The sequence below is a fragment of the Citrobacter sp. VF227 genome (assembly GCF_052950715.1).
In genome coordinates this window covers 1-542 of sequence record NZ_JBRFVF010000222.1, presented here as the reverse complement: position 1 = coordinate 542, position 542 = coordinate 1, and the positions used below count along the sequence as shown (strand labels likewise).

1 protein-coding gene is annotated in these 542 nt (G+C 58.7%); it reads left to right on the top strand.

Features of this window, described 5'->3' with window-relative positions; genetic code table 11:
* Positions 1-214, top strand: a 214-nt coding sequence (locus ACU8YC_RS26000) for a hypothetical protein (RefSeq protein ID WP_446896113.1), incomplete at its 5' end; no start/stop codon positions are given.
* Positions 215-542: the final 328 nt, after the last annotated feature.

The following is a 542-nucleotide window of genomic DNA, read 5'->3' as shown; positions in this document are numbered from 1 at the left end:
GTGCCGTCTGGTCGCCCAGCTGGCGCCACAGGGACCAGTCCTTATCGACCACGCCGCGCTTGAGCGCTACGGCCGTTCTTGCGACTCGGGGCAGAGCGCCCCAGATGTAGAAGACAGAGAGCACGATAGAAGCGAAAGCCGCGTAGCTGCTCAGGGGAAGGGACGAGAGGCCGTAGAGTGCCGTCCCCGTAGATGCGGCTACCTTCGCCGTTGATGCTGCGGCACTGTCGGCCGCCTCTTGAAAAATTCCCATCTTCTCCTTGATTTGGACTACTATACAAGTCCCGTTGCATCTAGGACCATGAATCGCGAGTGGTATTGCTCGCGAAAGCATGCAATATTCGGCGTTCTCCCACCGTTGTACAGTGCAGTTCCCCAAGACACATTCCCACCATCGACGCGAATCGAAGAAAGCTCAACCACGCCCGGGTCATAGCTCCACGCTCGATGAACGGAGTAGATGGCGGAAATCAGCACTGGCACGCCATACGACCGAGAATGCCACGACGGCGAAGGTGCGCCCTCGACTGTCCATCCAACAC